This is a genomic window from Nocardiopsis valliformis DSM 45023, from assembly GCF_000340985.1.
Classification (GTDB): Bacteria; Actinomycetota; Actinomycetes; order Streptosporangiales; family Streptosporangiaceae; genus Nocardiopsis; species Nocardiopsis exhalans.
This window is the reverse complement of sequence record NZ_ANAZ01000035.1, coordinates 56,907-82,224: the sequence shown is the minus strand read 5'-3', so window position 1 is coordinate 82,224 and position 25,318 is coordinate 56,907. Positions and strand designations below refer to the sequence as shown.

Annotated in this window: 16 protein-coding genes; 5 read left to right on the top strand and 11 right to left on the bottom strand. The window is 69.3% G+C overall.

Features of this window, described 5'->3' with window-relative positions; translation table 11 throughout:
- Positions 1-614 precede the first annotated feature (614 nt).
- Entirely contained in the window at positions 615-1,823 is a 1,209-nt protein-coding gene (locus D457_RS0126010) for a hypothetical protein (protein WP_017583612.1), read from the top strand.
- Between the two features lie 81 nt (positions 1,824-1,904).
- Here D457_RS0126010 and D457_RS0126005 read toward each other — a convergent pair whose 3' ends face one another.
- The 3 genes from D457_RS0126005 to drmD form a co-directional block, all read right to left on the bottom strand.
- Positions 1,905-2,444 carry a hypothetical protein gene (locus D457_RS0126005; protein WP_017583611.1) on the bottom strand — a complete coding sequence of 180 codons (540 nt, stop codon included), beginning with the start codon at positions 2,442-2,444 and terminating at the stop codon, positions 1,905-1,907.
- A 4-nt stretch (positions 2,445-2,448) separates the two neighbouring features.
- Positions 2,449-3,537 carry a helix-turn-helix domain-containing protein gene (locus D457_RS0126000; RefSeq protein WP_239646228.1) on the bottom strand — a complete coding sequence of 363 codons (1,089 nt, stop codon included), beginning with the start codon at positions 3,535-3,537 and terminating at the stop codon, positions 2,449-2,451.
- Positions 3,538-3,611: 74 nt separating this feature from the next.
- Positions 3,612-6,884, bottom strand: a complete 3,273-nt coding sequence (drmD, locus tag D457_RS0125995) for a DISARM system SNF2-like helicase DrmD (protein WP_017583609.1) — start codon at positions 6,882-6,884, stop codon at positions 3,612-3,614.
- Between the two features lie 102 nt (positions 6,885-6,986).
- On the opposite strand from drmD, the gene D457_RS35960 reads away from it, so the two are divergent.
- From D457_RS35960 to D457_RS0125985, 3 genes are all read left to right on the top strand, one after another.
- Positions 6,987-7,847, top strand: coding sequence for a hypothetical protein (locus tag D457_RS35960; RefSeq protein WP_160167418.1), 861 nt, complete (start codon positions 6,987-6,989; stop codon positions 7,845-7,847).
- Between the two features lie 138 nt (positions 7,848-7,985).
- Positions 7,986-10,121 carry a UvrD-helicase domain-containing protein gene (locus tag D457_RS0125990; RefSeq protein ID WP_017583608.1) on the top strand — a complete coding sequence of 712 codons (2,136 nt, stop codon included), beginning with the start codon at positions 7,986-7,988 and terminating at the stop codon, positions 10,119-10,121.
- A gap of 39 nt (positions 10,122-10,160) precedes the next feature.
- On the top strand, positions 10,161-12,617 hold the full coding sequence (locus D457_RS0125985) for a DUF262 domain-containing protein (RefSeq protein WP_017583607.1): 2,457 nt from the start codon (positions 10,161-10,163) through the stop codon (positions 12,615-12,617).
- Between the two features lie 261 nt (positions 12,618-12,878).
- Here the strand turns inward: D457_RS0125985 and D457_RS33400 are convergent, their stop codons facing one another.
- The 3 genes from D457_RS33400 to D457_RS0125970 all read right to left on the bottom strand — a co-directional run bounded on the left by D457_RS33400 (position 12,879) and on the right by D457_RS0125970 (position 16,907).
- Positions 12,879-14,351: a plasmid pRiA4b ORF-3 family protein gene (locus D457_RS33400; RefSeq protein WP_017583606.1), complete on the bottom strand. Its 1,473-nt coding sequence runs from the start codon at positions 14,349-14,351 to the stop codon at positions 12,879-12,881.
- A 58-nt stretch (positions 14,352-14,409) separates the two neighbouring features.
- Positions 14,410-15,558, bottom strand: a complete 1,149-nt coding sequence (locus D457_RS0125975) for a hypothetical protein (RefSeq protein ID WP_017583605.1) — start codon at positions 15,556-15,558, stop codon at positions 14,410-14,412.
- A gap of 239 nt (positions 15,559-15,797) precedes the next feature.
- The gene (locus D457_RS0125970) at positions 15,798-16,907 is read right to left on the bottom strand and encodes a substrate-binding domain-containing protein (protein ID WP_026117043.1); all 1,110 of its coding nucleotides are present in this window, start codon (positions 16,905-16,907) and stop codon (positions 15,798-15,800) included.
- 206 nt (positions 16,908-17,113) lie between these two features.
- On the opposite strand from D457_RS0125970, the gene D457_RS0125965 reads away from it, so the two are divergent.
- Entirely contained in the window at positions 17,114-18,607 is a 1,494-nt protein-coding gene (locus D457_RS0125965) for a ricin-type beta-trefoil lectin domain protein (RefSeq protein ID WP_026117042.1), read from the top strand.
- Between the two features lie 173 nt (positions 18,608-18,780).
- Here D457_RS0125965 and D457_RS0125960 read toward each other — a convergent pair whose 3' ends face one another.
- The 5 genes from D457_RS0125960 to D457_RS0125940 all read right to left on the bottom strand — a co-directional run bounded on the left by D457_RS0125960 (position 18,781) and on the right by D457_RS0125940 (position 25,151).
- The gene (locus D457_RS0125960) at positions 18,781-19,635 is read right to left on the bottom strand and encodes a sugar phosphate isomerase/epimerase family protein (protein WP_017583602.1); all 855 of its coding nucleotides are present in this window, start codon (positions 19,633-19,635) and stop codon (positions 18,781-18,783) included.
- Between the two features lie 47 nt (positions 19,636-19,682).
- Entirely contained in the window at positions 19,683-21,752 is a 2,070-nt protein-coding gene (locus D457_RS0125955; RefSeq protein WP_017583601.1) for a beta-galactosidase, read from the bottom strand.
- Positions 21,753-21,842: 90 nt separating this feature from the next.
- A complete protein-coding gene (locus D457_RS0125950) occupies positions 21,843-23,204 on the bottom strand; it encodes an ABC transporter substrate-binding protein (RefSeq protein WP_017583600.1) in 1,362 nt (453 codons plus the stop codon).
- A gap of 69 nt (positions 23,205-23,273) precedes the next feature.
- Positions 23,274-24,227, bottom strand: a complete 954-nt coding sequence (locus D457_RS0125945) for a carbohydrate ABC transporter permease (protein ID WP_017583599.1) — start codon at positions 24,225-24,227, stop codon at positions 23,274-23,276.
- A 3-nt stretch (positions 24,228-24,230) separates the two neighbouring features.
- Positions 24,231-25,151, bottom strand: a complete 921-nt coding sequence (locus tag D457_RS0125940; RefSeq protein ID WP_026117041.1) for a carbohydrate ABC transporter permease — start codon at positions 25,149-25,151, stop codon at positions 24,231-24,233.
- Positions 25,152-25,318 lie beyond the last annotated feature (167 nt).

The window sequence follows — 25,318 nt, the reverse complement described above, 5'->3', positions numbered from 1 at the left end:
GAAGGGCGACCGCCCTGGGAGCGGGCGGGTTCGGTTCCCAGGGGAAGCCGGTAGAAGTGCAGGCGTTCCTCGCGCCCGCTCGGCCCGGGGCCGAAGAGCGCGAACTCGGGGGCCACCCGCGCGCCCTCGGCCGTCGGCTGCGCACGCTGCCCCTCGTCCCAACCGAGGAGCTTGCCGAGCACCAGTTCGATCCACGCGGGCACCAGCGCGCCGGTGCGTTCCCGGTCGAGCTCGTGCCACCCCTGCCGCAGAGTACGGCGCACCTCGGTGTCGACCGCGGGAAGGCCGTCGGGGAAGGCCTCCAGCAGGACCTCCGCGGACAGGAAGGGCCCGTCAGGCGAGAGGAGTCCCAGCCACTCGGTGTGCTGATCAGCAGGGCGAATCGAGGGCGCGCGATGTCGGCGAGGTCCAGGCATGCCTTGAGGTTATCGGCCACTGGCGGCCCAGCCACAGCCCTCGCTATGCCGGTGCGGGCTCACCCACCACGGCCCCGGTGGCTGGCCGACCAGGCAGCCACCGACCATGCCCGACATCCGGGAGAGCGGATCGGCCGGACCCGGCCAACCGGACGTCTTCCTCTACCAGGGCTCACCGCACTCTGTTAATCCTTCTGCATGACCTACGATCACCGGTTGGTCCAGACCGCCACTCTGGGCAGTCGCCGCTCCTACGACCCCGTCTTCCTCCCCATGGAGCGGCACCTGGCCCTGGAATTCAAGGACCACAACCCGGAGGCCACCTTCTGGTGCGGTGAGCTGCTCGGCGGCTGCGGAGGCCAGCTGGGGGTCAAGATCTACCAGGAGAAGGTGGCGCACTTCGCGCACCACTCCAGTACCAACCAGTGCACCCGGAAATTCGGCGGGATCGACAGCGCGGACCACCTCTTCGCCGGCAAGCACGTCAACCGCTGGCTCAGCGCCAACGGCCTGCCCCAACGCGAAGCGCGCTTCGAAGGAGACTTCGACACAGGCGGCACCTGTCACCGACTCACCCTGCCCGCCACCGGTGAAGACCCCACGATCTTCTTCGAGTTCACCAAGCGCCTCGGCCCCGATGTCCAACGGTTGCTCACTCAGGGACTCGATCGGCCTCAGGCCTGGTTCGTGCAGAACAACTCCGAGCTGGTCCAGCGCCTCACCCGTACCGACGGGCACGCCCTCCGATTCCGTATGCGGACCGAAGGGTTCGAGAGAAGGCTCGACGTCGGAACAACCTCCCCTGACGGCCAGACCTGGTGGCGACCGATCGAGGAATGCTCCCTGGAGATGGAGCACAGGTCGTCCCCGCCTCCAATGGCACTCCCCAAACCCGTGGTTGCCCCTACCCCGGTTCCGGATTCACGAGCTCGTGGTAGGTCGAGAGAGCCCGGGCAGATCCTCCCCCACCCCCGCATCGAGCGCCTGCGCACCGCCCTGAAACAAGGAGACTGGAAGGAAGCACGCCAGTCCGGTGATCGCCTCCAGTGGTTCCTGAAGGGAGCCAAGGACATCGGAATTACGCACTATCGCCGGGAAGCCGAGGAACTGCTGGAAATCAGCAGGAAGGCTCTGCGACACCTGATGCCCAAGGCCACACTGGTCGCGCACTCACAGGAGCGGGTCGCTGCACCGAGCACTACTCCTGTGCCCGCCCCCAGGCAGAGCCAGCCGACACCGAAGACCGCTGGGATCCCGGCCCAGCCACGGCGATCCAAGAACAAGAAGCAGAACCGGCGCAAGGGCCCGACCTCCGCAGTGCCCGCGCAGCGTTCCGAGCTCGCTACCAAGGTGGACGAGAACGCCCTGCTCAAACTCCAGGAGCGGTTCAACAGCCAGCGCCAGTGATGTGGGAGGCATCCGCTTGTTAGGTTCAGCGCTCGCGCTGAGCCTAACAAGCTGGTGAGACACTTTCCTCCTGGATCTCCCCTACCCCAGGAGGTTCTCCCGCCTGGCCCAGGCTTCGAAACCTCCCCTGGCGAAGGGCAGCCGCATGCCGGACTCCAGCAGGGTGTCCGCCAGGGAGGAAGCGCCAGCCAGAGTGAGGTCACTCCGTACGCAGGCATCGGCAATCAATCGCATGGTCCCGCAGACGACCAGCCCATAACGCTCAGCGACCTTGCGAGCGTCTCTGTCATCGATCACCAAGGTGCCGCCCTGGAGATCGGCGTAAGCACACAGCATGGTCTCACCGATGTTGTGGCCGTCCTTGAGCGATATCCGAGTGCTCCAGATATCGAATCTGCCCAGGAACTCCAGGGAGTCCGTCGGCACCGTGCGGACCCAGGGCGCGCGCACCACCACAGCGTGCGCGTCGGGATCATTGCGCCGCACCTCGTCGAGTACCGACTGCGTGGTCAGGCAGTCGTGGCCTCTGACCAGGTCACCAATCACGTCCAGGCGATCGGCCTTGGCTCCGTGCAGCAGCGGGGGAGCGTCGAACAGGAAGGGCTCGTCGAAAGGAGTCAACCCGTCAGTCCTCGCTGAGGTCTCGGAGTTCGATCTGTCCGCGCATCATCTCCACCGCGCGCGCGGGTGTGATCGCATACTCTCGCAAAGCGGCGACGACCGCAGACGAATACCTCGGAGAGACTCGGATCGAGGCCAGATCGGGCTGCGGTTTCCATCCCACCGCTTCCCTGAGCTCGATCTCGGTGGGTACGCGCCCCCGGAGCTGACGCAGCTCACCACCCTCCAACGTTCCAGAGCGCCGAAGCTGCGCGATCGCGAGGCTCCACGACACCCGGTACTCAGCGGCCAGTCTCACCAGAGCGTGTCGGCGGCTCTCTTCGTCAGATGCCGCCAACACCTGGTCCAGCTGACCGCTCGGCAGCAGGAGCTCCGCAGCGAAGACCTCCACCACACGTTCCCGCTCTTCGTGTGAGGTGTGCACACCGAGATCGTTGGAGTACTCGTCGCCCAGCACCATGTGACCCAGCTCGTGAGCGGCGGTGCTACGCCGCCGACCGGGTTCCTGATCCAGGCGGACAACCGCGACCGCGACATCTCCGTCCACGAGCGAGGCACCGTCCGATGTCAGCGGAGCCACCGCCAGGAACTGGCCAGCGCTCTCACAGACATCAGCCACTGACTCGATGGGAGCGTCTCCCAAACCGAGACGGGTCCGAAGCCAGCGGGCCGCCTCCCGGGCCAAGTCGAGGTCTGTGACCCTGTGCGGGTAGAGCGCCAGGGGACGCGGGTTCAGTGTGCCCAGCTCGATGAGCTGGCGGACATCCCTCAGCCACTGGGCCAGTTCGGCTTCGCTCCGGTAGGCGCCACGCGCAGCGGTGCTTTCACTGAGCTCCTCCGCTTCGGCAATGGCTGCCCGGCGCGACACCACCTCCGGGGTGGGTGAGAGGAAGTGCGTGACCGGGTACTCAAGCGCTCTGGCGATGGCGGTCAACTCCATCGCGTCGACGCGCCGGGCCCCCTTCTCCAGCTTGGAGATCATGCTGCGTTCCAGGCCGACACGATCGGCCAGGTCCTGCTGGGACAGGCCCATGGAGGCACGGCTGTCCCGCACGCGCTCGCCGATGCTCTCCCAACTCAGCTGATCCATCATGTGTGCGATCATCGCACAGCTAGCCTAGATCAAGCTGATATACCCATACGTAAATTTGGCTAAATTTACAGCGCCTACCCCTTCACCGATGCCGGGACCAGGAAGGTGACCGCCACCGGGAACCAACGGGCCCTGCGGTCGGCGTAACGGTGACGCAGGGCCGCCTGCTCCTCGACCTTGCGCTCGGGCAGCTCTTCCAGACGTGCTTGCAGCGCCTCGCGGTCCTGACGGAGCTGCTCCTGTTCACGCACCTCGAACAGGCTGACCTGCTCCCACTGCTGGGTGTTGTCCAGGGCCGTCTTGATCCCCGCCGCCAGTTCGTCCAGGACCAGGCCGATCGCGTCGACCTCCTCCTCGCACTTGCGGTCCAGGTCTCGCTGCACCGCCTTGAACCGCTGGTTGGCTCGCTGGTGCAGGGCACCGCCGACCGCCTTGTGCAGGGAGGGCCACAGATCGGCCAACCGCTCCCGGATCGGTTCGGGGGCCAGGCGTTCGGTGGCGACCTCCATCCAGCGGTCGATGTCCTCTTCCTTGGCCCGCACGAACGAGCCCTGTTCGATCCGGCCACCCGCGAGCAGGACCTCCTCGTGCAGCCGGGTGCCCTCCGCACCGGTGATGACCACCCGGCCGTGCGCCACGACCGCCGGTACCCGCAGCACGTCGGATTCCACCACCCGCGCGGTGACCCGGCTCAGTTTCGATCCCTGGGACCACAGCTCCTCCCGGAGCAGGGTCAGGCACAGGTCCACCAGGCGGTGCTTGAGGTGCAGCAGAACCAGGTCGTTGCGGCCCACCACCGCGTCCGGGTCGAAGGTGACCAGCCGCTCCACCCCGGTGACCGGATGCGCCAGACCGCCGTTGCGCGCGCTCGCCCACGCCCCGGCCAGCTCCGGCAGGCGGAAGCACTTGGCGGTGACGCCTTCCGGCGGGTCTGCGTCGATGAGATCCTTGCGGTGGGCCAGGTCCAGTCCGGTGCGGACCACCCGCTCCAGGGTTTCGGGGGTCAGGTCGAGACGGTCACGGCTCCCGGTGAGGGTGGCCGCCAGCTCCTCCACCCGGCGGTTAAGCTCCCGCTGAGTACTGAGCCGGGCCACCCCCGCACGGGAAGTGATCTCGCTGTCGGTCTCGGTCCACTCCGCCCGTTTGCCGAGCATCTTCTGCTCGACCTGGAGGGCGATGACGTCACCGGCGCTGCCCAGGTCCTCGCGGATGCGGTCCACCTTCTCCACGGCGGTGCGCAGGAACCCGAGTTCGTCCTCCAACGAACCCGGTTCGGCGGCCTCCCACCCCTTGGGCACGAAGTGGGTGACCTCCACCTGGTCCGCCTTCTGGCCGTGCCGGTCCACACGGCCGTTGCGCTGTTCGAGACGGTTGGGGTTCCAGGGGATCTCCCAGTGCAGGATTCGGTGACAGTGCCGCTGGAGGTTGATGCCCTCGCTGGCGGAGTCGGTGGCCACGAGGATGCGGACCTTGTCGAGGTCGGGGCGGTCGGTGAAGACGTTCTTGACCCGCTCACGCTCATCCGAGTCCTGGCCGCCGTACAGCTGGGCCAACCGTTCCCCGCCCTTACCGCCGTACCCGGCGGCGATGAGCCGATCGCGCAGCCAGCGCTGGGTGTCGCGGTACTCGGTGAAGATGATGACACGCTGGTCGGTCCAGTCCGCCTGGTCTCCCGCTCCGCCGGGGCTGGTGGGGCTGCCCGGTCCGATCGGCTCTCCGTCGACGCCCGGGTGGAAGAGGATCGGGTCCAGCCAGGACTTCAGGGCCGCAAAGCGGGCGTCCGAACGGCCCTGAGCCTTCTCCGCCCAGGAGCGCAGGTCGACCAGCAGGCCGCGTTCGCGTTCGGTGAGTGCGGGGGCGCCACGGCTCACCGTGCCGAACACCTCCGCCTCGGCCTCCTGGTACTCCTCCTCGTGTTCGGAGGTGGCGGACAGGCGCTCTTGGAGTACCGGCAGAACCTCCTGGGCGGGGGCCTGATCGGCGGCGCTGGAGGCCTCGTCCGCGGCGCCTTTGGCGTCCATGGTGGCCAGGTGGGTGGTGACGGTCCGGGCGAAGGCCTGCGGTGAGGAGAACAGGCGCTTCTTCAGCAGGGTGGTGACGAAGTCGACCGTGTGCCGACCGCCCTTCCCCGCCCGGTCGCGGCGGCTGTCGGCGTACTCCACCAGGGTGCGGTGCGCCTTGCGCTCGGCCTCCGAGTAGTCCACTTCGGCGTAGCCGAGCACTCGCGCGGGGAAGCGCGCGCTGCCGTCCCAGCGTTTGGGCAGGTCACGCTTGAGACGGCGGACCATGGCGCGGTCGAGCTGTTCGTCGGAGGGCTTGACCCCGCGGGCGAAACGCTGGTCGTCCAGCAGCTCCAGGAGGGCGGAGAACGACTCGGGGTAGCCGTTGTGCGGGGTGGCTGACAGGAACAGCCGGTGTTCGCAGTGGGGCGCCAGCTCCCGGATCGCCTTGGTACGCAACGAGTCGACTGCGTACTTGCCGCTGCCCGCCGGAGCCACGTTGTGTGCCTCGTCCACCACCAGCAGGTCGATGGTGCGCGGATAGCGGGGGCTGGCGGGCAGGATCTCGCGGAGCATCCGTCGGGGCCGTTCACGCTTGAGCCAGTCGATGCTGACGATCAGGCGGGGGTAGTGCGTCCAGGGGTTGGCGTACAGACCGCGTTCGCGGCGCAGTCGGCGGACCAGGTCGGCGTCGACCACCCGGAAGTCCAGACCGAACTTGTCGCGCATCTCGTCGTGCCACTGGGTGGTCAACCCGGCCGGACACACGATGAGCATGGTCCGGGCCCGGTGGCGCAGCTGGAGTTCCTGCATGACCAGCCCGGCCTCGATGGTCTTACCCAGACCGACGTCATCGGCGATGAGCAGGTTGGTCCGGGGCATCGACAGGGCCCGCACCACCGGTTCGAGCTGGTAGTCCTCGATCTCGATCCCCGAGCGGAAGGGGGCCTGCAAGGAGGTGTTGTCGGCCGAGGTGATCGCGCCCCAGCGGACGGCGTGTAGGAAAGCGTCCAGGCGGACGGGGTCGTCGAAGCCCAGCGCGGGCGCGGGCAGGTCCCTGCCCTCGTGGATCCGGGTACCCACCTCCAGCTCCCAGAGGACCTCGATCCGGTCGGTGGAAGCGTCGTCGCCGATGCTGACCAGGGACACCATGTGCTGGGGCCTGCCGGTGACGCGCGTGAGGTCACTGGAGACGATCCGCGAGGCGCGCACGTCGGACACCACCCACTGGCGGTTGCGAACAGTGACCAGTTGCCCGGTGCTGGGGGCCGGTGTGCCGCTCTCGTCGATCGCGTCCTCGGAATGGGGACCGAGGACCTCGATGTCCGCCGCGCCCTGGGAAGTCATGCGTGCGCCGCCCTTCGTTGTGTGTGCCTCCGTCATACCAGGGGCCGGTGTCAGTGGTGGCATCTACGGTGTCGACGGCCCTTGCACGCAAGGGCGCAGACCATGTGGACGGAGACGACGGAGATTCCCTTGTTGGAGACAGCCAATTCCGCGATCACCCTGGCGAAGGAGTGGCGGAAGGGTGGTGACCTGCCCTATCGGGCGATGGCGACAGTCGCCTCGGTCCTGGTCCTGGTATCTCTCTACCGCGAGGAACGCCCGTCCGACCTGGTGTCGGAGTTTCTCACCTGGCTCGGGATGGAAGCGGTGGGACAGTGGTTTGGGCCGGAAGCACCACCATTCATCGCCAACGGTTCATCCGGGGCGCAGCAAATACTCGTGGGGTCCCTCACCGCCCTGTTGATATGGATGGTGCTAGTACCGACCAGCCGCGAAATGTATGAGCACGCACCTGCCGGAAGTTACTCCTGGCGGATGTTGACCAGCCGAGCTCCGGCAACCTTCTGGTTGATCCTCCTGCTAGCAGCTCAACAAGGAGTGAACTCGGCGTTCCTCCAGGACGTTCGCGGAGCAATCGGTGATTTCATACTTGGCGCACTTGCCTTCGCTTGCGGGATCACCTTGATGATTTTCATCGTGCGCTTGGTTCTTCCCAATGCCCATGGAGATCCTAACCACCGTCCCTCGTTCGCTCTGCCCAAGTGCATTGCGGTCGCAACGATTTCGACGGTTTTCACAGTCCCACTCGCTGCTATCGGCGTCCCGGTCCTCGCCATCATGTGGCTGTTCGAATGTGAATCCCAGTACTTCAGGGACGCACGCAGGGAGCGGATCCGCCAACAGATCGAGAAAACCCCCGAACCAACCGAACCAACGGGAGCAACGGGAGCAACGGGAGCAACGGGAGCAACGGGGAAACCTATCCCCCGAAACCATGACCTTCCGTGGACATCTCGGTCCTGATCAGGTGCCAACTGCGTGGTGACAGATCAGTACCGGGTACCGGGAAGCCCGCCCCCTTCAGGGTTTCGGTCCCTATGCTGAGGGGGCAGGCCCCTCCCCTGGACGCCCTCCTCCACCCCCTGTCCCGGAAAGGCTCCCGTGCCCCAGCTCGCGATCGCCAAGGACTTCCTCACCACCTACGCGGCTCTGGACAAAAAGCTGCGCAAGGCCGTCGACGAGGCCCTGGACAAGTTCGCCGACACCTATTTCGCCGGTGGACACCTGGAGAAGATCACCGACAGCCGGGATCCCCGGTGGCGGACGCTCCGCATCAACCAGGGGTACCGCGGCGTCGTCCTCGCCCCTGACTCCGGAGACGTGTTCCTCTTGGTGACCGTGCTCGCGCACAAGGAGGCCTACCGGTACATCCGCAACCGGCGCCCCTCCGTCAACCAGGCCCTGGGGGTTCTGGAGTTCCGGGACGAGGCCGCGCTGGACACCATGAGCACCGCGCTCACCCCGGTGGCCGCCTCCTCGACCGACACCCTGTTCCAGGAGGTCCCCGACAAGCACTTCACCCAGCTGGGAATCGACGCGGACACCGTCCGGATCGCCCGGCTGCTCCCCGACGAGAACCACCTGGACGCTCTGGCGATCATGATGCCCAAGGCCCAGCACGACGCGCTGACCGCGCTGGCCTCGGGAATGCCGCCGGACGAGGTGTGGGCCCTGCTCAGCCGTGAACTCGTCGAGGAGGTAAGCGCGCAGGAGGTCGACCCCGACGACCTGGTCTCGGCGATCCGGCGCAGCCCGGACCAGGCGGTGTTCGTGGAGGGGCCCGAGGAACTCCGGGACCTGCTCGCCCACCCCTTCGACGTGTGGCGAACCTTCCTGCACCCGCGGCAGGAGCGCATCGCGCGCCGGGACGGCTTCGCCGGTCCGGCCATGGTCACCGGAGGTGCCGGAACCGGTAAGACGGTGACCGCCCTGCACCGGGTGGCGCACCTGGCCGAGCGGTACGCCCCCGACGGGCAGCAGCTCGCCCTGGACACCGGTGAGGTCGTGCCGGAGCAACCCATCCTGCTCACCACCTTCACCACCACCCTGGACACGGCGCTCCGCTCCCAGCTCGAACTGCTGGTGCGCGACGAGGACCGCCGGAAACTGGTCGACGTGCGCAACCTGGACAAGGTCGCCCACCAGGTGGTGCGTCAGGTGCACGGCAAGCTCGGATTCCCGAACTCGCGTGAGCTCACCGCGCTGTGGGACCGGCACGCCGAGGGTTCGGAGGTGTCCGGAAGGTTCCTGCTGGAGGAGTGGGAACACGTGATCCTCGCCCAGGACCTTCGCACCGAACGTGACTACCTGAAGGCCCGACGGCACGGGCGGGGACGCTCCGGGCGTATGGGGCCCGAGCAGAAGCGTCGGGTGTGGTTGGCGGTTCTGGCCGCCACCGAGGAGATGCGCGCCAACGGGCAGTGGACATTCACCTGGCTCGCTTCGGAGGCCGCCGACATCCTCGACCGCACCGGGAAGCGCCCCTACCGGCATGTGGTGGTGGACGAGTCCCAGGACCTGCACCCGGCCAAGTGGCGATTGGTGCGTGCGTTGGCTCCCGAGGGCAAGGACGACCTGTTCGTCGCGGGCGATCCGCACCAGCGCATCTACGACCACCGCGTCTCCATGGCGGCGGTCGGGATCAACGTGCGCGGCCGGAGCCACCGCCTGACCGTGAGCTACCGCAGCACCCAGGAGATCCTCTCCTGGGCTGTCCGGGTCCTGGGCACCGCACCGGTGGAGGGGTTCGACGGGGTGCGCTCTCACCTGGCCGACTACACCTCGCCCCTGCACGGCCGGACCCCGACCGTGCACGCCCACCCCACGGAGCAAGCGGAGCTGGAGGCACTCACCCGGGTGGTCACCGGGTGGCTCACCTCCGATGTCGAACCCGGCACGATCGCGGTCGCGGCCCGCACCGAGGCCCTGGCCAAGGAGGTCAGATCCGCTCTGGCAGCCGAGGGCATCGACACCTGCGGTCTGGCCCAGGACTCCGGAGTCCGGGTGGGCACCATGCACTCGATGAAGGGTCTGGAGTTCCGCTGCGTGGCGGTGGTCGGTGCGGGCGCCGCCTACCTCCCCCTGGAGTCAAGGGTCACGGACCTCTCCGAGGATCCCCTGGCCCACGCCCATGACCTGCAGCGCGAACGCAACCTGCTGTTCGTGGCCTGCACACGGGCCCGGGACACGCTGTACGTGTCGCATTCCGGCGAGCCCAGCCCCTTCCTGCCGAAGTAGGAGTCCACCCCCTGACCGTCTGTCGGAGATTGCGGAGATATGCAGGCCAACGAAACCACCTTCCGGAACATGGTCGAGGGAACCAAGCAGTTCCAGGTGCCGCTGTACCAGCGCCCCTACTCCTGGGGCAGGGAGGAACTCGAACGCCTCTGGGAGGACCTCACCGAACAGGTCGGCCAGGGCACCGAACCGCGCACCCTGAGTTCCGCCGGGCACTTCATGGGATCGGTGGTGCTCGCACCGGGTTCGTCTTCTGCGAGCACGCTGACCCGGTGGCTGGTCATCGACGGCCAGCAGCGGCTCACGTCCTTGTCCATCGCCCTCGCGGCCATCCGCGACCGGTTGCGTGAGGTGGAAGAACTCGAAGAGGGCGACCCCAGCGGCGCGGACCGGATCAATGACGTCTACCTGGTGAACAAGTACAACAAGGGAGCCGACAAGTACCGGCTCGCACCGACCCAGGCCGACCGGGCCTCCTTCACAGCCATCGTCAACGGACGCCCCGACGCCGGAGGTGACGACAGGGTCGGGTTCGCCTACAACTACTTCTCCCGCAAGGTCCGGTCCTACGGCGAGGAGGACCTCCTGGGCATCGAGGAGACCATCGGCCACCGCCTCAGCCTGGTGGACATCCAGGCGGAGGCGGGTGACAACGTCTTCCGGATCTTCGAGTCGCTGAACAACACGGGCAAGGGCCTCAGCCAGACCGACCTGTTGCGCAACTACGTCTTCATGCTCCTGCCCGAAACCGGCCAGGAGGTGTACGACGAGGTCTGGTTGCCGATGCAGGACGAGCTGGGCCCGGAGACGTTGGAGACCCTGGCCTGGCTCGACCTGGTGCTGCGCGGGGACGAGCGGGCGAAACAGAGCGAGGTCTACCACGGTCAGAAGGAGCGCCTGGAGAAGGTGTCCCACGCCAGTGGTGAGGTCGCCCTACGAGGCGAGGTGGAACACCTGTGGCGCCTGGGGCAACTGTTGCAGCGCGTCCTGGATCCCGTCTTCGAGAGCGACCCGGAGTTGGCCGAGGTACTGGCCCGCCTCGAATCGTGGGGCAACAAGATCTACCGGCCGCTGGCGCTGCACCTGATGGTGCTACGCGACCAAGGGCACGCCGACACCGACGAACTGATCCGTGCTCTGGGATACGTGGAGAGCTTCCTGGTCCGACGCATGATCGCCGGTGTACCGACCCAGGGGCTCAACAGGATCTTCATGTCCTCCCCCAAGGAGATCCAGCCGGGCGGCTCGGTCGCGGACTCCGTGCACCGGTACCTGTCGGATCCGCGTCGGCGCTGGCCCTCGGACAGGGCACTGCGCGAGGCGGTGGCCCAGCGCAACTTCTACTGGTCGGGGCAGGCCCTGCAGCGGACCTTTGTCCTGCGCAGGCTGGAAGAGGGCTTCGGCTCCCCCGAACCGGTGGACTTCGGCAAGGCCAAGGTCAGTATCGAGCACGTCATGCCGCAGAGCATGACCGAGGAGTGGTACGAGGTCCTGCGCAAGCAGACCGACCCGGACGAGACCGAGAACGAACTGCACGGGCGCCTGTTGCACACTCTGGGCAACCTGACCCTGACCGCGCAGAACTCGAAGCTGTCCAACCACATGTTCGAGCGCAAACAGAAGATCTTCCAGTCCAGCGGTCTGAGCATGAACCGACAGATCGCCGACGCGCCCAGTTGGGGGAGGCCGGAGATCGAGGCGCGGGCAGCGCTGCTCGCCGACCACGCCTGTGCTCTGTGGCCCGCTCCGGCGCCGTCCGGCGGACAGGCACCGGAGGAAATCGGTGAGGACCTCGCCCAGCAACTCGGACACGCTCTCGCGATGTTGGCGGCCGACCGCTGGACGACTCACCGTGAGCTCGCGGTCCTCGTCGGGGCCAAGACCGCGACAGTGTCCCGGCATCTGGACGCCGATCCGGACACCGCGCACGCGAGCCGGGTCTTCCCCGACACCAAGGCGGCCGAAGAGGCGGGGTCAGGACACGAGGGGTTCGTGCCGGCGGCCGCGCTGGCAGAGCTGGTGGGGCTCGAGGTGGACGAGTTCGTCGAACGGGAGCGACGGTTCCACGCGCTTCTCCTGGAGAACCAGCAGCCCGAGGTCGTGCGGGCGACTCAGGCGCTGACCGACGAGTGGACCGCCTCCGGTGGTGACCTGCTGTGGGGAGGGGGCGCCGACACCAGCTGCTTTCTCCTCGCCTGGGACGAGAGCGTGAACCCCGACTGGCGGTGGGCGCTCGTGCTGTACCCGTCGTCGGGACGCGCCGAGGTGGTCTTCCAGCACATGGCACGCCGTCCCCCGTTCGACGACGTGGCCCTGCGAAGGGAGCTCCTGCACAGGTTCAACGCAATTCCCGGGATCGACCTGCCCGAGGACTCACTGAACCGGCGTCCGAGTTTCCCACTGCAGGTCCTTGTTGAGGACGGAAGGCAGCAGGTGCACCAGGTGCTGTTGTGGTTCCGTGAGCGCTGCCAGGACTGGCTGGACCAACAGATGTGACCCTGGTACGGAGTTCGTTTCCCGCCACTCACCCCAGAAAATCAAGCCCCTGAACAGCGCAAAAGCGCAACGGTCAGGGGCTTTTGCGTTCCCGGGGGTGTACCAGCGGGCGTCTGGGCTGTATCCCCTCAGTCGGCCGGTTGCCGGGGTACGTGAGTAGGCTCTGGGCGCTGCCACCACACGCGCAGCGCCGCTCTCCAGAAGCGGCGCGGCCGCCACACGTACCCGTGCCCTTCGGCACCGACGGGCACGGGCCTGTGGTCAGCCCATTCTCCTCAGAGCCGCCCGGGCGAACGACCTGCCCCGGGCGGTCGGCGCGTCACCCCGGCTGAACGATCCCTTGGTCCAACCGCCCATGGTGTCCAGAACCGCCCACGCCTCGTACATGGCGTCCCAAGCAGCTCCGGAGTCCACCGGCAGCCCGTCCCCGACCCGCCACCCCAAGCCGGTCAGTACCGCGGCGACCTCGCCGGGCACGTCACGGCTTCCGGCCGCCACCGCCAGCACCGCCACCAGACACCCCAGCTTCTCGACCTCGGCCCTGGGTGCGGGCGGCATCCGCTCGGCGAGGTGCTCCCACAGGGCCAGGGGGTCGTCGCGCACCGCCTTGGCCGCTTTGGTGGGCAGCAGTCGGCCCTTGTACTTGCGCAGCAACCCCATCTTCTGCGCGGACTCGCGCAGGTCCAGCACCGGGAGGGTCTGGACCTCCCGGTTGGCCGCGCCGATCCACCTCCCCGTCAGGTTCAGCGCGTCTGCTGCTTCCCGCACGCTCGCCGGGGGCAGGTATCCGGCCCCGGTCAGCTTCACCCCGTCGTCGCCGACGTGGTCGAGCAGCCAGGTGTAGGGGCCGACCGCCGCGCGCACGGTGGCCGTGCTCAGCTCCTCCTCCGGGGCGGTCGCCTCGGAGGCCAGGGTCAGCAGTCGCCCACGCAGTCGCGGGTCGCGCACGGACGCCAGCAGGTCAGCGACCGGCCCGGGCAGGTCGTCCGGGACCGGTCCGGCCACCGCTGCCAGGGCGCTGTTGACCGCGCCGGGGTCGAACGGGACCGGCGCCCGGTCCGGGTCGGGGTCCATCCCGAAGACCCTCCGGTACTCGGCGAGCGCCTCGGCGTGCTCTGCGTGCCCGGTGTCGGTGGCCGCGCTGAGCAGCTCGTATCCGAACGGGCCTCCGCTGTCCTCGGGCGGTGCTGACCGGTGGCCAGACGTGCACACCGCGCGGGAGGCGTCCTCCTGGCGGGGGACGACGTCCTGGAGGGTGAGCAGGTGCTCCCAGTCGTCACCGAAGTCGTACAGGTAGAACAGCCGGTCCCCGGGCTCTGCCAGGACCTCGTCCAGGCGCACCTGCTGCTCGGGGACGCCGGGCCTGCCCTCCCGTGACTCGAACGGACACAGGTAGAGCTCGGCCTCCCTGCTGTAGTAGGTCCCGCCGCTGGCAAATCCGTGCAGGTGGTAGTCCTCCCAGGCGAACGCGGCCTGGAGGATCTGGTGCACCTCGTTGAGGAACAGGTCGGAGTCCAGCTCCAACTCGCGCCGTACCTGAGGCTCAGTCTCCTCGATCTCCACCCGCACCCGGTAGGTCACCGTCTCCTCCCGGCGGGGGCGGCGCCGGGACGGACGCGGGGGCTCATCGAAGGGCCCGAAGCCGAACGGTGAGCCGTCCGCGCCCCCGGAGACGGCTGCGAACCCCGGCGGGGCGTCGAATCCTTCGGGGAAGCCAGCACGGTAATCACTCATGACGGCAAAATACCGGTTTCCCGTGCCGTCAGCGTTGGGCAAGGGACACCGGGGCGTGTCATCGCCCGAGCCCCGCCTCGTCCATGCGGCGCTGGAGCCCGCTCTTGCGGCGGTGCCGATCGCGCAGTTCCCGTAGCGGCCGGTCGAAGGCGAGCTGCTCTCCCTCGCGTTCGGCCAGGGCGTACAGGTCGGTGAGCAGGGCCACGGCCCGGTCGTACTCGTCGGGGCGCGTGGTCGTGATGCGGTCCTCGACCTCCTGCCACGCCTGATCGCGCCGCCCGGCCAGATCGTCCAGGCGGGCGGCCCGTGCGGCGGCCTCCTCCTGCCTGCACAGCCTCTCCCGGTCGGCCTGCCTTGCCACCTCCTCCCGTTCCCTCCGGGCACGCTGCTCCCCGGCGGCGGCCCACAGCTCCCCTACGGTCCGAGTCCCCTCGACGACCACCGGAGCGCCGCGAGCGCTCTCCTGGAAGGCCTGGAGCATGCGCGACCGCGCCCGGGCGGCCTCCCCGTCGGCCACCAGCCCCAGCAGACGGTTCTTCTCCACGGCAGGCAGGTCCTCGATCCACCGGGACATCGCCTTGCCCTGGCCGGCCCCGGTCGGCAGGGGCGGGGATGCCTGGGCGGCCACCGCGAGCAGGTCCGGGTCGATGCGCAGGAACTCCGCCACCGCGTGCAGGGGAGCACTCAGGTCCCCCAGTCCAGTCGGCACCGGGGGTTCCGTCTCCTCATCGTCGAGGTCGTCACCGTCCTGTACCGACAGCAGCCATGCGAGGTAGAGCAGCCGCCAGTCGCCCCCGAGCAGTTCGGCCCGGACCGGGGCGATCCCTGCCAGGCCCGCCGGGAACTCGACGAACTCGGCTCCCTCATCGTCGTAGGAGGTCAGGGAGATGACGGTCCGGCCGCCGCCGGTGGTGAAATGGGCTGTGTCAGTGAGCAGGTAGGGCTCGATATCACGAGAGCGCAGGGCCGCGCCGGGCGCCGCGATCATGATCTGCCGGGTGCCCCACTCGGTGAAGTGGGCGAACACGTCGAAGTGGGTGCGCATGAGCTTGACCGGATCGCCGCGAAAGTCGCCCCAGTGGTACTCGTTGGTGAACGAGTTCGCGGTGATGCGCGCCCTGCTGGACAGGGCCCGCAGTTGGGCGCGCCGGTCCTCGTCCAACGGTCGGTCCAGGGCCAGGAAGTCGTAGTGCTGGTAGGCGCTCACTGCAGAACGGCCCTCTCGTCGAGTCGATATCCGTGGTCCGCGAGCCATCGTCGGGCTCGTCCCGGGGCCCGCTCCTAGCCGAAGAGCCCTCACGCGGTCCGGGCGTACACCCTTGGCGTGATCTGGCCCGAGCGTTCGGCGGCCGCCAACAGCTCCGCGCGCACTGGGAGGGGCTGGTCGAGGAAGTACGCGTGCAGCCGACGAAATTATGCACCCTTCCGGGGTGCCGTGCCGCGGTGTCACAGAGACTCCGGCCTCTTGACCGAGGAGTCACGCAGGTTCAGCTCCGGCAGGACCAGCACGCGCTGTCCGGGCCGGTGCCTGCCCTCCACGAGCCTGGAGACCATCATCTCCACCGCGACCCGGCCGACGCGGGCCTTGGCCGGGCGCACGGCCGTGATGGCCGGTTGGGCGAGGTGGGCGACTTCGTCGTCGTAGCCGACCAGCGCGATGTCGTCCGGGATCGCGACCCCCTGCTCGGTGAGGTACTGGGCCACGGACAGGGCGTCGGGATCGCTGTGCACGATCAGTCCGGTGACCCCGGACCTGCGGCACCGGTCCAGGATGCCCTCGATGATCCGGCGGTGGCCCGGCACGTGCAGGGACACCGCCCGCCGGACCAGGAAGTCGCTGGGCAGGTCGAGTTCCGCGCAGGCCTTGAACCAGCCCCGGGCGAGGTGGGCCGAGGTCGGGCTGCTCTCGGACAGCACCAGCCCGATCCGGCGGTGACCGTGCTCGTGGAGGTGGCGCACCGCCATCTCCAGACCCAGTGCGTGGTCGCTGCGCACCCACTCCAGTTGGCTGGCGGTCGGCGTCCAGTGGGGGGTCTGTCGTTCCACCATGATCGTCGGCACCGGCAGGTCGCTGATCCAGTCGACCATCTCGCCGACGCCCTCACCGTCGAGGGTGGGGGCCAGCAGCAGTCCCTGCACCTGCCCGGCCTCGATCAGCCGGCTGATCTGGCGGCGGTCCTCGGCCTGGTCGTAGCTGGAGCCGCGCAGCTGGAGCTGGACGCCGAGCGCCATGGCGGCCGCGCGTGCGCCGCTGACGACCCGCGGCCAGTAGTAGTCCAGGGAGGGCACGACCATGCCGATCGTCAGGGGCGCCGTCCCGGGGCGGTTCCGGCGCGCCGGGGTCCGGCCCGGGTGGAGCGCGGTCGGCAGGGTGGCGCCCCCGTGCACCTTGGTGAGCAGGCCGCGCGCGTCCAGGGCGGCGATGTCGCGCCGTACGGTCGGCTCGCTGACCTCCAGAAGCCTCGCGAGGTCGCGGACCCGTACGTTGCCGTGCCGACGCAACTCGTCCACGATCCGTTCCCGGCGCTGGTGGGCGAACGGGCGGTCTTCGGTCATCCGGCACTTCCTCACGGGGCTGGTCTGTTCGTCCATGAGCGTTCGTGTTCGTTCGTGTTCGAGCGGTAGCGGCTCCGTGCCGACTCCGACTATTCCTGGTTCAGCACCTGTGGTGAAACGGGCCGCTGGTTCGACACGGACCGCTCATGGAAAGGCACCTTTGACGCGGACCACCGGCCCAGGCGTTGTCCCCCGAAAGGAGAGCCATGCTCCACCCCCGTGTCCCCCGCACCCCCCGAGGTGCCCGCTCCCCCGAACCTCCCGTACGCAGACGCCTGCCCGGAGCGATGCTGGCGGCCGCGCTGACCACGCTGATCGCCGTGCCGGTCGGCGCTCTGCCCGCCCCCTCGCCGGCTGCGGCGGCCGACGAGCTGGACGCCACCCGGTTCGGGGGTGTGAACTGGGCGGCTCCCGGTGACAACTTCGTCGACGGCCCCGTCGTCCCCGAGGGGTTGGAGGAGTCCGACAGCTACGCGACCGTCAGGGCCAAGGCGGACGCCGTCTACAGCGGGTTCGAGAGCACCGTCGGAGCCAACACCGTCCGGCTTCCGGTCAACACCTACTCCGTCCCCGGCACGGCATGGGGTGACGCCTACTTCGGGGCCGTGGACGCCGCGACGGACCGGGGCATGCAGGTGATCCTCTCCTACTGGGAGGACGGTGCCTCCTCCGGCGGCAGGGTCGTCGACGAGGCCGCCTTCTACTCGATGTGGGACGCCGTCGTCGACGAGTACGGGTCCGACGACCTGGTCTACTTCGAGTCGATGAACGAGCCCCACGGCTACAGCGCCTCGGAGTGGGCCGACTTCGCCATCGACTGGGTCGAGCGCTACCCGTCCCTCCCCAGGGACCGGATCATCGTCAGCGGCAGCGGCTACAACGGCGAGGTCGTCTCGGTATGCGGTGACAGCCGCCTGGACGGGACCTACGTGGCGCTCCACCTGTACGCCTTCCAGTTCGACTCCATGAGCTACGACGAGTGGATCGACCTGTTCCGGAGCCGGATCGGTGACTGCGGCACCCGCACCGTCCTGGACGAGTTCGGCGCCCCGATGGACGACGGGCTCGACTACAACGACCCGGACAGCTCGGACAACTTCGTCCGCTACATACGCGCCGCCACCGACACCGTCCACGACCTCGGCATGGGAGCGGTCTACTGGCCTGCCCTCGGCGGCAAGCACACCGTCAGGCCCGACCACGACTGGTACTCCCTCTACGCCCTGCACGGCAGCGGCACCGACCTGTCGCTGAGCGTGCGCAACCAGACCGGGATCGACCGGCTCGAGTACGCCTTCGGCCTCGGCGACGACACACCCGGCACGGGGCTGGAGAACGTCGGTGTCCCGGGCTGCCTCGACGTCCCCGGGGGCACCCGGGAGAACCGCACCCAGGTCCAGGTCTGGGACTGCAACGGCGGATCGAACCAGCAGTGGACCAGGACATCCACCGGAGAGATCACCGTCTACGGCGGCGAGAAGTGCCTGGACGCCCTGGGAGGGGGCGCGGCCGACGGCACGAGGGTCGGCATTTACGACTGCAACGGCCAGGACAACCAGAAGTGGGCCTTCCACTCCGACAACACCCTGCGCAGTGTCTCCTCCGGCCTCTGCCTGGACGTGAGCCGGGACACCTCCAGGGCCCAGCTCTGGTCCTGCTGGGGCGGCGACAACCAGCAGTGGCAGGTCGTCCGGAACTAGTTGTACTGACCTGACAAGTGGCGGGCGCCGCCGTGCGAGCGGCCGGTGAGGGGTGTGGAACAGCCGGTCCGGCCCGGCAGCGCCCGCGGTGGGGCGCGGTTCGTGTTCGGCGCCGCCCTCCCTCCCCGGTGGGCAGGGAGGGCGTCCGCACGCCCGGTTCGACGGCCCCGGTCTCACAGCAGTCGGCGGGAGTGTTCCAGGGCCACCTCCAGGTCGGCTGCGCCGGGGTGCCAGGCCTTCTCCCACTCCAGGCTGAGCGGTCCGGTGTAGTCGGCGCCTTCCAGCAGGCGGAACGCCCCGTCCAGGGGCAGGGCGCCCTGCCCCGGCGGAACCGGAAACGGGTCCTCGGGGGCGGCCACGTCCTTGAACTGGACCCACCCGCGGCCCTGGGCCAACCAGGGTCGCAGGTGCTCCCAGGTGCGTTCGAGCGGTTCGCCCACCCGCCAGGGGTGGAGCAGGTCCCAGACCACGGCGGTGTTCTGGCGGGCGCCGTCGTCGAGCAGGCCGAGCACCCGGGCCACGTCCTCACCCCGGGGATGGGAGTCGTGGGTCTCCAATGCCAAACGAACCCCGAGGTCGCCGGCCAGGGGCGCCGCGGCGGCCAGCCTCCGGGCGGCCCGTTCGTCCGCCTCCGGGTCCGGCTCCGGGGCGCGGGTCCGTTCCTTCAGGGCTCCGGGTCCTCCGGGGAAGACCCGCAGGTACGGTGCGCCCAGCAGTTCGGCCATGCGGAGGTGCTCGGCGAGGTCGGCCGCCACCTCGGCGTCCTCGCCTTCGGCCGCCACCCGGACGTAGGAGGCGACGGCGAGCACGTTCATCCCGTGCGCCTCGACCAGGGCGCGGCGGCGGCCGAGTTCGGCTGGGCCGAGCGCGGGGTCGGCGGCCTCCCCCGCGCCGGCCCGCAGTTCCAGGGATCGGGCTCCGGCGGCGTGGGCCAGACGGACGACCTCCTCCAGTGACCGCCCCGGGGCTCCGAGGGTGGACACCGCGAACCGGGGCAGGGTGGGGCGGTCGAAGGTGCCTTGTGCCAAGGGGTTCCTCTCTGAGGGGCCGGTGGAGGCACCGTACCCGGTGGGGGTCAGACGGTCGCCGGACCGGATACCGGGACGCGCCAGGCGGTGATGCCGCGTGGTTCGAGGACACGCTCCTCCTCTCCGTTCGCGGCGGCCCCGGTCAACGGGGTGCCCGGCAGCCGGCCGAGCTTGAGGGGTTCGTCGGTGCGGTTGGTCAGGAAGTGGTACTCGACGCCCCCTCCGGCGCGCACGGTCAGTTCGACCCGGCCGCGCAGGTCCTCGGGGAGTTCGCTGCCGACCCCGGCCCCGGCCAGCAGCCGGTTCAGCAGGGCGGTGCGGTGTTCGTCGTCCAGGCGGGTGGAGACGTAGACGGCGCTGCCGCCGCCGGGCAGGGCCCTGCGGGTCAGTGCCGCTCCCCCGGCCAGGGGGCCGTCGGCGTAGCTGGCCCAGACCTGCGTCCCGGCGTCGGTGACGGTGATCCGGTCCGACCACAGGGTCCCGGTGGAGCCGTCGTCCAGGGTGACGGTGGCGCCCTCGGGCAGGGGGGCGAACTCCTCGATGCGCAGGCCCAGAAGCTCGCGCAGCGGACCGGGGTAGCCGCCCAGGTGGACGTGGTCGTTCTCGTCGACGATCCCGGAGAAATAGGTGGTGACCAGGTGGCCGCCGCCCTCGGCGTAGTCGGTCAGGCGGCGCGCGGTGGCCTCGGGCAGGACGTGCAGCAGGGGTGCGACGACCAGGTCGTAGCCCTCCCAGCCGGCGTCGGTGGGCAGCACGTCCACCCGCACCCCGGCGTCGAGGAAGGCGGTGTACCAGCTCATGGCCTCCTCGTGCACGTCCAGCAGCGAGCTCGGCAAGGAGTCGCGCCGCACCGCCCAGCGGGACTCCCAGTCGAAGAGCAGGGCGGCGCGGGCGGGCAGCCGACCGCTTCCGGCGACCTCGGCGAGGTCCTCCTTCAGTACCCGGCCCAGTTCGACCACGTCCCGGTAGACCCGGCTGTCGGCTCCGGCGTGCGGCACCATCGCCGAGTGGTACTTCTCCGCGCCTCCCGCCGACTGACGCCACTGGAAGTAGCAGACGGCGTCGGCGCCGTGCGCCACGTGCAGCAGGGAGTCGCGGGCCATCTCACCGGGGGCCTTGGGCGGGTTGACGCTGCGCCAGTTGACGGCGCTGGTGGAGTGCTCCATCAGGTACCAGGGGCGGCCGCGGGCCAGGCCGCCGGTGAGGTTGGCGCTGAAGGAGAGCTCGTCGGCGCCGCCGGGATCGGTGCGTACGTAGTGGTCGTTGGCGACGAAGTCGACCTCGTGGGCCCAGTCGGCGTAGTTCATGTCCGCGGTGTGGCCCATGACCATGAAGTTGGTGGTGACCGGGATGCCGGGGGTGAGGCGGTGCAGGATCTCGCGTTCGGCGCGCAGGTGGTCGCGCAGGACGTCGGAGGAGAAGCGCGCGAAGTCGAGCTGCTGGGTGGGGTTGGCGTGCGAGGCGGCCAGCCTGGGCGGTAGGACCTGGTTCCAGTCGGTGTAGCGCTGGGACCAGAAGTCGGTGGCCCAGGCGTGGTTGAGCCCGTCGATGGTGGTGTAGCGCTCGCGCAGCCAGGCGCGGAAGGCGGCCGCGGCGTCGTCGGAGTAGTCGTGGACGTTGTGGCAGCCCAATTCGTTGTTGACGTGCCAGGCGGCCAGGGCGGAGTGGGGGCCGTAGTGCTCGGCCAGGGCGGTGGTGAGTTCGAGGGCGTAGCGGCGGAACACGGGCGAGGTGGGGCGCCAGTGCTGGCGGGCACCGGGGTTGACGGTCTCGCCGGTGCGGGTGACGGGCAGCACCTCGGGGTGGGCGGTGGTGAGCCAGGCGGGCGGGGAGGCGGTGGCGGTGGCCAGGTCGACGGCGATGCCGTTCTCGTGCAGCCGGTCCATGATGTCGTCCAGCCAGCCGAAGTCCCAGGTGTCCGGTGCCGGTTGCAGCCGCGACCAGGAGAACACGCCGAGGGTGACGATGTTGACCCCGGCGCGGCGCATCAGGCGCAGGTCCTCCTCCCACACCTCGCGCGGCCACTGTTCGGGGTTGTAGTCGGCGCCGTAGGCGAACCGGGGACGGTCGGGGTCGTGCGGCCAGCGCAGCCAGTCGCGGGAGGCGGCGTCGGTCATGGTGGATCCCTTCGCGAGGACACGGGTGCGGGTGGGGCGGCACCGGGCCGCCCCCACCCGGGTCGGGTGTCGGTGTGGGGTGGGTCGGTGTCAGTCGCCGGTGGTGACGGTGAAGCCCTGTTCCTGGCCGTAGCGGACCGAGGCGTCCTGCCAGGCGGCCAGCCCTTCGGCGAGGGTGGTGTCGGAGACGTAGGCCTGTCCGACGGTGTCGTTGAACAGCGAGTTGGCGTGCGCCTGGTAGGGCAGGTAGTGCCAGCCTTCGCGCACGTTGGCCGCGGAGTCGGCGTAGACCTCGTTGACCGCCTGGCCGCCGAAGTACTCGGACTCGGCCGACAGGAACTCGGGCGATTCGAGGTCGGCGACGGTGGCGGGGAAGGCGCCCTGGTCGAGCCGGTGCCGGACCCCGTCACCGGCGTTGGCGTACTCGATGAAGGCGTAGGCGAGCGCCTGGTTCTGCGCTCCCACGGGCACGGCGAGCGCGCTGCCGCCGCTCTCGGCGCTGGAGGCGTCGCCCTCCTCCCAGGCGGGCGGCGGGGCGACCCGCCAGGATCCGGCGCCGTCGGGGACCCCCGACTCCAGGTTGAGGCCCATCCAGGCGCCGGTGACCAGGGTGGCGACGCTGCCGTCGCCCAGCGCCTGGTACCACTCGTCACTCCACGACGTCACCGGCAGGAGCAGGTCCTCGTCGATGAGCTGCTGCCAGGTGTCGGTGAAGCGGGCGGTGCCCTCGTCGGTGAAGTCGATCGTGACGTCCTCCCCCTCCACCTGGTAGGGCTGTCCGCCCGCCTGCCAGACGAAGGTGGTGGTGGCGCCCGCGTCACCGTTGTCGGCGGCGACGTAGACGTCGGGGTCGGCCTCCTGCAGCTCCCGGGCGACCTCGACGTACTCGTCCCAGGTGGCGGGCACCTCCACGCCGTATTCGTCGAACACGTCCTGGTTGTAGAACAGGGCGATGGGGCCCGAGTCCATGGGCAGGCCGTGGATCGCGCTTTCGTCGCCCTGGACCGCGCCCCACGGGCCGGGGGTGTACTCGCCCTCCAGTTCGGCCGCGCCCAGCGGGGCCAGGTCGACCAGGTTCCCAGCGATGGTGAACTGGCCCAGCGCGAAGTACTCGATGTGGGCCACGTCCGGCAGCCCCGAACCGGCGGACAGGGCGTTTTGCAGGGCGGTGTACTGCTCGTCTCCGGTACCGACGTTCTCGACGTTCACGGTGACGCCGGGGTGTTCGTCCTCGAACGCCTCGGCGACCCGGTCCAGGGTGGGTTCCCACGCCCAGACGGTGATCTCGCCGCCTTCGGCCAGGGCGGCGGCGACGTCCTCGGCGGCGATGTCGGGGGCGGTGTCGTCACCGGAGCCGCAGGCGCTCAGCGCCAGGCACAGGGCGCCGACCGCGGCGGCGGCTCGGGGGAGCCGGGCCGCGGGGGTTCGGCGGGTGTCCGGTTGGCTTTTCATGGGGGGGCTCCTCGGTCGTGGTGCGTGGTGGTGGTCCGGGCCTGAACGGTTCCGTCGCCCGGGAACGGTTCAGCCCTTGAGGCTTCCGGCGGTCAGGCCCGACCTCCAGTAGCGCTGGAGCAGCAGGAACGCGGCGATCAGCGGGATGACGGTCAGCAGCGACCCGGTGATGACCAGGTGGAAGACGGGTTCGCCGCCGATGGTGGCGGCCTGGGCGTTCCAGGCGTTGAGGCCGAGGGTGAGCGGGAACCAGTCGGGGTCGCGGATCATGATCAGCGGCAGGAAGTAGTTGTTCCAGGTCGCCACCATGGTGAAGAGCAGGACCGTGGCGGTTCCGGGGGCCAGCAGCGGCAGGGCCACGGTGAAGAAGGTGCGGATCTCCCCGGAGCCGTCGATGCGCGCCGCCTCCAGCAGCTCCTTCGGCACGGCCTGGGCGGCGAAGACCCACATCAGGTAGAGGCCGAAGGGCGAGATGAGGGAGGGGACGATCACCGCCCAGGGGGTGTTGGTCAGCCCCATCTGGCTGAACATGAGGAAGGTGGGCACGGCCAGGGCGGTGCCGGGTACCGCGGCCGCGCCCAGGACCACGGCGAAGACGGCGCGGCGGCCGGGGAACTCGAACTTGGCCAGGGCGTAGCCGCCGAGCATCGCCAGCAGGGTGGCCCCGCCCGCGCCCGCCACCACGTAGAGCACGGTGTTGAGCAGCCAGCGGACGAACACCCCGTCGTCGTAGGCGAGGGTGGCGGCGATGTTGTCGAAGAGCGCGAAGTCGGAGCCGAACCACAGCCCGAAGCTGGTGAGCAGCGACTGCTGGCTCTTGGTGGCGTTGATGATCAGCCAGGCCAGGGGCACCAGGGAGTACAGCAGGGCCAGTCCGGTGACCAGGGTCAGGGCGGCGCTGCGGCGGGGGTGGGCCGGGCTCCCACCGCGGCGCGATCGGAGCCGCGGGCGCGGTGGGCGCAGCGGGCTGGGGGCGGTGCTGCGGAGGGGCCGGGATGTGCGGGTCGGGGTGGGGGTGCCCATGGTTCACGCCGCCTTTCGCATGCCGAACAGCTGCACGGCGTAGGCGATGACCATGGTCAGCAGCCCCATGATGATCGCCACGGCCGCGGCGTAGTTCTGTTGTTGGCCGGAGAAGGCCAGGGAGTAGGTGTAGAGGTTGGGCGTGTACCCGCTGGAGATGGCGTTGGGTGCCAGGCTGCGCAGGATGCTGGGTTCGTTGAACAGCTGGAAGCTGCCGATGACCGAGAAGATCGCGGCGATCACCAGGGCCCCGCGCAGGGCGGGGAGCTTGATGGCGGTGATCACCCGCAGCTGGCCCGCGCCGTCGACCTCGGCCGCCTCGTACAGGTTGTGCGGGACCGTGCGCAGCGCCGAGTAGAGGATGAGCATGTTGTAGCCGACGAACTGCCAGGTGACGATGTTGCCGATGGAGGCGAGGATCAGCCCCGGCGAGAGCGGGTCGGGCAGGGTGACGCCCAGGATGTCGTTGACGTTGCCGACCAACCCGAACCGGCTGCCGTACATGAAGCCCCACATGAGGGTGGCCACGACGGCGGGTACCGCGTAGGGCATGAAGATCGAGATGCGGAAGAAGTCGCGCCCGTAGAGGCGGCCGCTGTCCAGGGCCAGCGCCAGCAGCAGGGCCAGGAACAGCATGAGGGGCACCTGGACGGCGAGGAAGAGTGTCACCCGGGACACCGATTCCCAGAACACCGGGTCGGTGAGGGCGCTCCGGTAGTTGGCCAGGCCCACGAAGGAGTTTCCGCCGACCAGCTGGTCGCGGTACACGCTCAGGTGGAGCGAGTAGAGGATCGGCGCCACGAAGACCAGCGCGAAGACGGCCATGAAGGGGGCGAGGAAGCCCCATCCGGTCCAGCGGTGCCGGGGGCGGCCGGGCTTCGGCGGCCGGGGCGGGGGGCGTTCGGCTGTGGTCGTTGACGTCATCGGATCCCTCGTCGAGCAGTCCGTGTCGACCGTGGTGACGCCCCTGGGACCAGGGGCGAGGGGGTGGACACCGAGCGATGTTTACGCAAACATTGCGGTGCCGGGAGTGTTGCACCCGTGTTGCCGAACGGTCAAGGGGGTGAACGGGTCGAGTTCGCGGTCACGGG